The 4,666-nt window shown below is 37.9% G+C and carries 5 protein-coding genes; 1 reads left to right on the top strand and 4 read right to left on the bottom strand.

Going from position 1 to position 4,666, the window contains the following annotated elements; genetic code table 11:
• The 4 genes from ACOVO2_RS01690 to ACOVO2_RS01675 all read right to left on the bottom strand — a co-directional run.
• The coding region (locus ACOVO2_RS01690; RefSeq protein WP_421768307.1) for a hypothetical protein at positions 1-643 on the bottom strand (643 nt) is incomplete at its 3' end.
• Between the two features lie 2 nt (positions 644-645).
• Positions 646-1,026 (bottom strand): type II toxin-antitoxin system VapC family toxin, encoded by a 381-nt coding sequence (locus ACOVO2_RS01685; RefSeq protein WP_421768306.1) that lies wholly within the window; start codon positions 1,024-1,026, stop codon positions 646-648.
• Positions 1,023-1,241 (bottom strand): hypothetical protein, encoded by a 219-nt coding sequence (locus ACOVO2_RS01680; RefSeq protein ID WP_421768305.1) that lies wholly within the window; start codon positions 1,239-1,241, stop codon positions 1,023-1,025. The genes ACOVO2_RS01685 and ACOVO2_RS01680 overlap by 4 nt, the downstream gene beginning before the upstream one ends.
• Positions 1,242-1,282: 41 nt before the next feature.
• Positions 1,283-2,083 (bottom strand): MOSC domain-containing protein, encoded by an 801-nt coding sequence (locus ACOVO2_RS01675; RefSeq protein WP_421768304.1) that lies wholly within the window; start codon positions 2,081-2,083, stop codon positions 1,283-1,285.
• Positions 2,084-2,311: 228 nt separating this feature from the next.
• On the opposite strand from ACOVO2_RS01675, the gene ACOVO2_RS01670 reads away from it, so the two are divergent.
• Positions 2,312-4,339: an OmpA family protein gene (locus ACOVO2_RS01670; protein WP_421768303.1), complete on the top strand. Its 2,028-nt coding sequence runs from the start codon at positions 2,312-2,314 to the stop codon at positions 4,337-4,339.
• The last annotated feature ends 327 nt before the right edge of the window (positions 4,340-4,666 follow it).

Below are 4,666 nucleotides of genomic sequence, written 5' to 3'. Positions count from 1 at the left end.
AAACTAAAACTCCCAATATTAGATAAGTACAATTGGTCTTGCCGAGTTTCTTGGCAAGATTTTTTGTTTCTGGATATGCCTGTGATTCGTAAAATGAAAAAATCAGAATACTCTGATGCACCAGTAAAAAGAAGATAAATCCAGCCAAAAAGGCTTGCCAATCAAGATTTGGTTTCGTACTAAAAGCACTTCCAACCACACAAATACTATAAATTACCGAAGTAAAAATTTCTTTAAAATACTGATAATTAGCCGATTTTGATTTTTTCTGTAAAATATAAAAGTAAATCAGTATCAAAACCGAAAGAGTAATACCAAAATAAATGACATTTCGGGGTAGAAAAAAGGCTAAAATAGCGGCAATCAAAAACAAAATAATGATGCCAACTTGCAGATAATATTGATGCTGGAAGTGAAATTGGTGTCGGGCATCTTCTGGCTCAGACTTGAGGTTATCGAGCAGGCGGTCGAGTATATAAATAATCCAAGTACAGATGCCCAAAATTAATAGCGAGGGTAGATTTGTCACACTATTTCCATCAGGTATTTTCCAAAACATCCAACTACTTGCCACCGCCCCCAATACTACATCAAGGCTTAGATAGTGAAGTGTTTTTAAGAAAATTGTTCCATTTTCTTTCATACCTAAATCTCAAGTATCTGCAACTGATTTACCCTTTTAAAATGATTAATATTTAGGGTTGCCAATTTGAATTGATGAAATTTCGCAGTAGCTGCAATGAGTATATCTGCCAAACCAATTTCTTGATTTTTGGCTCTAAGTTCCTTTTTAATTCTCACAGTTTCATCAATTACTGATTCATCTAAAGAAATTACATTCACTTTTTGAAGCAGTGCCATCCAAAATAAATCTTGCTGAGTGTTACTACCAAGCATCAATTCATATTTGGTAATGACCGAAATTGCCAAATCTTCATTTTCAGAAAATAGTTGGTAAAGTATCGTTTTTTCTTTGTTTTGCTTACGAAAATAATCAATCAAAATCGAAGTATCTACCAAAATCATATTTCACCAATTGAATTAATTTCTTCTCGGTTTTTCAAATATTCTTGATATTCCTCTTCATTCCAAGTAGGCCCATTCAAAAGTATTTGCTGAAAATCACTCACATTTTTTTTTGTACTCTTTTCTTTTTTTAAAGTAATTAGTTCTAAATCAGCCAAGTCTTTCAATAATTTAAAAGCTTTCGGATTTAAAATTTCGACAGAATACGTTTGCATAACTTTATTGTTTTATCAAATTTAATCAAAAGCCCTTAAAATCAAAACTCTATTTCATCTCCTACCGAAATCTTTCCTGTTTCCACAACTAGCAAGTTCTGCCCAAATAAAATTTTATTATTCACATTTCTATACTGTGTCAGTGTTCTGAGAGGTTCTTTCCCTTTCTCGGCCGTTTCGGGGTTTATCGTTGTCAGCACGCACCTTGCACAGGGTTTTACTCCTACCAATTTTGCCTCGCCCACGGTAAAATATTTCCAAGTATCTTCTATGTGGGCCACGCCACCCGTAAAAACAAGATTTGGTCTAAAACGCTTCATCGAAACTGGCTCTTCGAGTTTAGCATTCAGTTCGTCGAGGCTTGCTTGTCCAATTACCAAAATCGGATAGCCGTCCGAAAAACTCGTGTGTTCTTCTTTTGTGATTGAATATTTCGGGTCGGTCAACCTTATCGAATCATCGGGTTGATAAAACAAACTACATTTCATTCCCAAAACTGTCGTAAACCACGCATCAGCCTCATCGCTTACTCGGATTCCACGCACCACATCGTCCCAAATCGTAATTTGCTGTTGTTCAGCAGTTTCTGGCACAAACGAAATCTGTAAAGGAGCTATTCTTTTCAATCGGTGTGTCACTCGTAAACCCGTTTCTTCGATAGCCACATCAATCAACGCCATTTGTTCGTTTTGGCGTTGGGTAATAAACATATTATTTTCATCGGCGAGTACCCAACGGCGGTCATATTGCAGTCCACGTTCTTCAACAATGGCGTGTTGCAGGCTAATTCCGCCCAGTGATTTGATTGGATAAATCGTGATTTCAGAAACAATAAAAGACATATTTTGTTTTTTCAATTAAATCGTGAATCAAAAGCAAACCTTTAAAGACATAAATATCTGACTATCAATTATTTATTCGTAATTCATCAATCGAATTATTCGTCATTCTTATTCAACACAACAATTCTTTGAAAAAATCGTTTGATTGATTAGGTTAAACTCATAAATTGAGTCGAAATATCAAATTTCTATGGAAAGCAAAAGCTTCCATGAAACAACCCGTAAAACATGAAAAGAATACTTCATATTATTGCCCTTTTGGTGCTTACCAATTCGGTTTTTGGACAAATTCAAACCTATAAACGTGGTCTTTCGAGCTTCGATAAAGGTCAGTACGAATTAGCCATTAAAGATTTGACGAAGGTAGTAAATATTGCCGAAAGCGAAAAAGCCAATCTGTATCATAAAATTGCCGAATCCTATCGTCTGTCGAATCGTTGGGTAGAAGCCGTGCCGTTTTATCAGAAGGCTTTTGAAGCAAAACTCACCAATCCAGAAGCTCATTTCCACTATGCTTTTGCTCTGAAAGCCGCAGGAAACTATGATTTAGCCTTGAAAGAATTACAACAATTCATTGACTCGAAAAGTACCATAAAGGCGTATAATGAAAAGGCATATCGTGAAGTAAATACGCTCAAAACGATTGATGATATTAAGAAAAAACAAAGTGTTGTAGAGTTCAAAAACCTTTCGCAACTCAATACCAAAGGCTCAGAGTTTGCTCCGATGGTGTTGGGCGATGAATTGATTTTTACGGCTTCTCGCAAAAATAAAATTTATGCCAATGGCTTGCCGTATGTTGGACTTTACAAAGTAAAAATAGATAAAACGATTGGTGAAATGGGCAAAGTTGAGAAATTCAGCGATGCCATTTTTGATGAAGAACGCAACGAAGGAACACCAACTTTTTCTCCCGATGGCAAAACGATGATTTATTCTCGTGGCAATACGGGCAAACGCAAAGACCTCTCGCCCGACATGGATTTGTATATTTCACGCTATGTTGATGGCAGCGGCTGGACCGAACCACGCTACGTAAGTGCCTCTGATTCAGCCAGTTGGGATGGCAGCCCTGCGTTCTCACGTGATGGGAAAACAATCTATTTTGCATCAAATCGCCCTGGTGGATTTGGTGGATTGGATATTTATAGAGTAAACATGGATGCTTCGGGGCGTTTCGGAAATCCTGTGAATTTGGGTAAAGAAATCAATACTGCTGGCGATGAAATGTTTCCGTATGTATCAGAAGATGGAAAACTCTATTTTGCTTCTGATGGCCACCCTGGCCTCGGTAAACTTGACCTTTTCTTGGCCGTGCGTGCGGGAGGAAAAATTACGGTTGAAAATATGGGGATTCCGTATAATTCAAACATGGATGATTTTGGTTTGGTAATGAGCAAGCGTGGCGATGTGTTTTTCTCATCGAACCGTGCGGGTGGCTCGGGCGATGATGATATTTATTATTATGAAGCTCCGAAAAAGCCAGATTTAGCCGATAACGACGACCCATCGAAAAACCCATTGCTTTCGCCTAAAAATGGCAACCCAGATAGCACCAGCAAAGCCCTCGAAATCAAGACGGTTAATTATTATTTAGTCGGAACCATTACCACAAAAAATGCGTCAAATGCCTTTGTGCCACTCGATTCGGCACGCGTGAGAGTGGTAGACACTGATAATGAAAACGAAGTAATTACGGAGCTTACCACAGGAAAAGACGGTAAATTTGGCCCAATTAAACTGAAAGCCGATGGCAATTATTTGGTGATGTCGAAAAAGGCAAATTTCTTGACAAACCGTGAAGAGTTTTCGATGAATGGCCGTGAGATTCCGCAGTCGTTATTGAAGAAACCTGTAACCGATACGACTTTCTATACATCGCTCAATTTAGAGCCTGTTTTCGTAGGAAAAACATTCAGAGTTGATAATATTTATTACGATTTAGATAAATGGGATATTCGCCCAGATGCAGCCATTGAACTGGACAAATTAGTACAAACGCTCACCGATAACCCTCAGATTAAGATTGAGTTAGGCTCACATACGGATTCGCGTTCGAGTGATATTTACAACCTTCGATTATCACAAAAACGTGCCGAATCGGCCATCAACTATATTGTGTCGAAGGGCATTGCTCGTGAAAGACTTTCGGCGAAAGGTTATGGTGAAAGCGAATTAATCGTAAAAAATGCCAAAACTGAAGAAGAACACCAAGTCAATCGCCGTACTGAATTTAAAGTTTTAGAAATCGAGTAATTTTAAGAGTCAGCAGTCGGCAGTCAACTGTCAACAGAAAATACTTTTGTGACTTTAGAAATAAAACCAAATTACCTGTTTCAGCGTTTATATACATGAGCGTGTCAAGCCCGAGCCTGACACGCTTTTTTAATCAAAATCATTTCAGAAAAGCTATGAGAAAAACCTTTGTTGCCAGCCTTACGCTGAGCGTTTTTATTTTTATACTTTCATGCAGTACAACTACCAAACCAACCGAAAAGGTAGTCGATAAAACAGTTTATGGCCCTACGGAAAAGGCTTATTTTGCATCGGGTTGTTTCTGGTGTGTAGAGGCTATTTTTGAAA

This window comes from Emticicia sp., assembly GCF_049241225.1.
GTDB lineage: Bacteria > Bacteroidota > Bacteroidia > Cytophagales > Spirosomataceae > Emticicia.
Note: the sequence above shows the minus strand (reverse complement) of the source record. Positions and strands in the feature narration are given on the sequence as shown.

Bases quoted from the DNA above. Each gene is read 5' to 3' on its own strand.
- ACOVO2_RS01670 (WP_421768303.1), top strand. From the start codon at position 2,312: ATGAAAAGAATACTTCATATTATTGCCCTTTTGGTGCTTACCAATTCG.
- ACOVO2_RS01685 (WP_421768306.1), bottom strand. From the start codon at position 1,026: ATGATTTTGGTAGATACTTCGATTTTGATTGATTATTTTCGTAAGCAA.
- ACOVO2_RS01680 (WP_421768305.1), bottom strand. From the start codon at position 1,241: ATGCAAACGTATTCTGTCGAAATTTTAAATCCGAAAGCTTTTAAATTA.
- ACOVO2_RS01675 (WP_421768304.1), bottom strand. From the start codon at position 2,083: ATGTCTTTTATTGTTTCTGAAATCACGATTTATCCAATCAAATCACTG.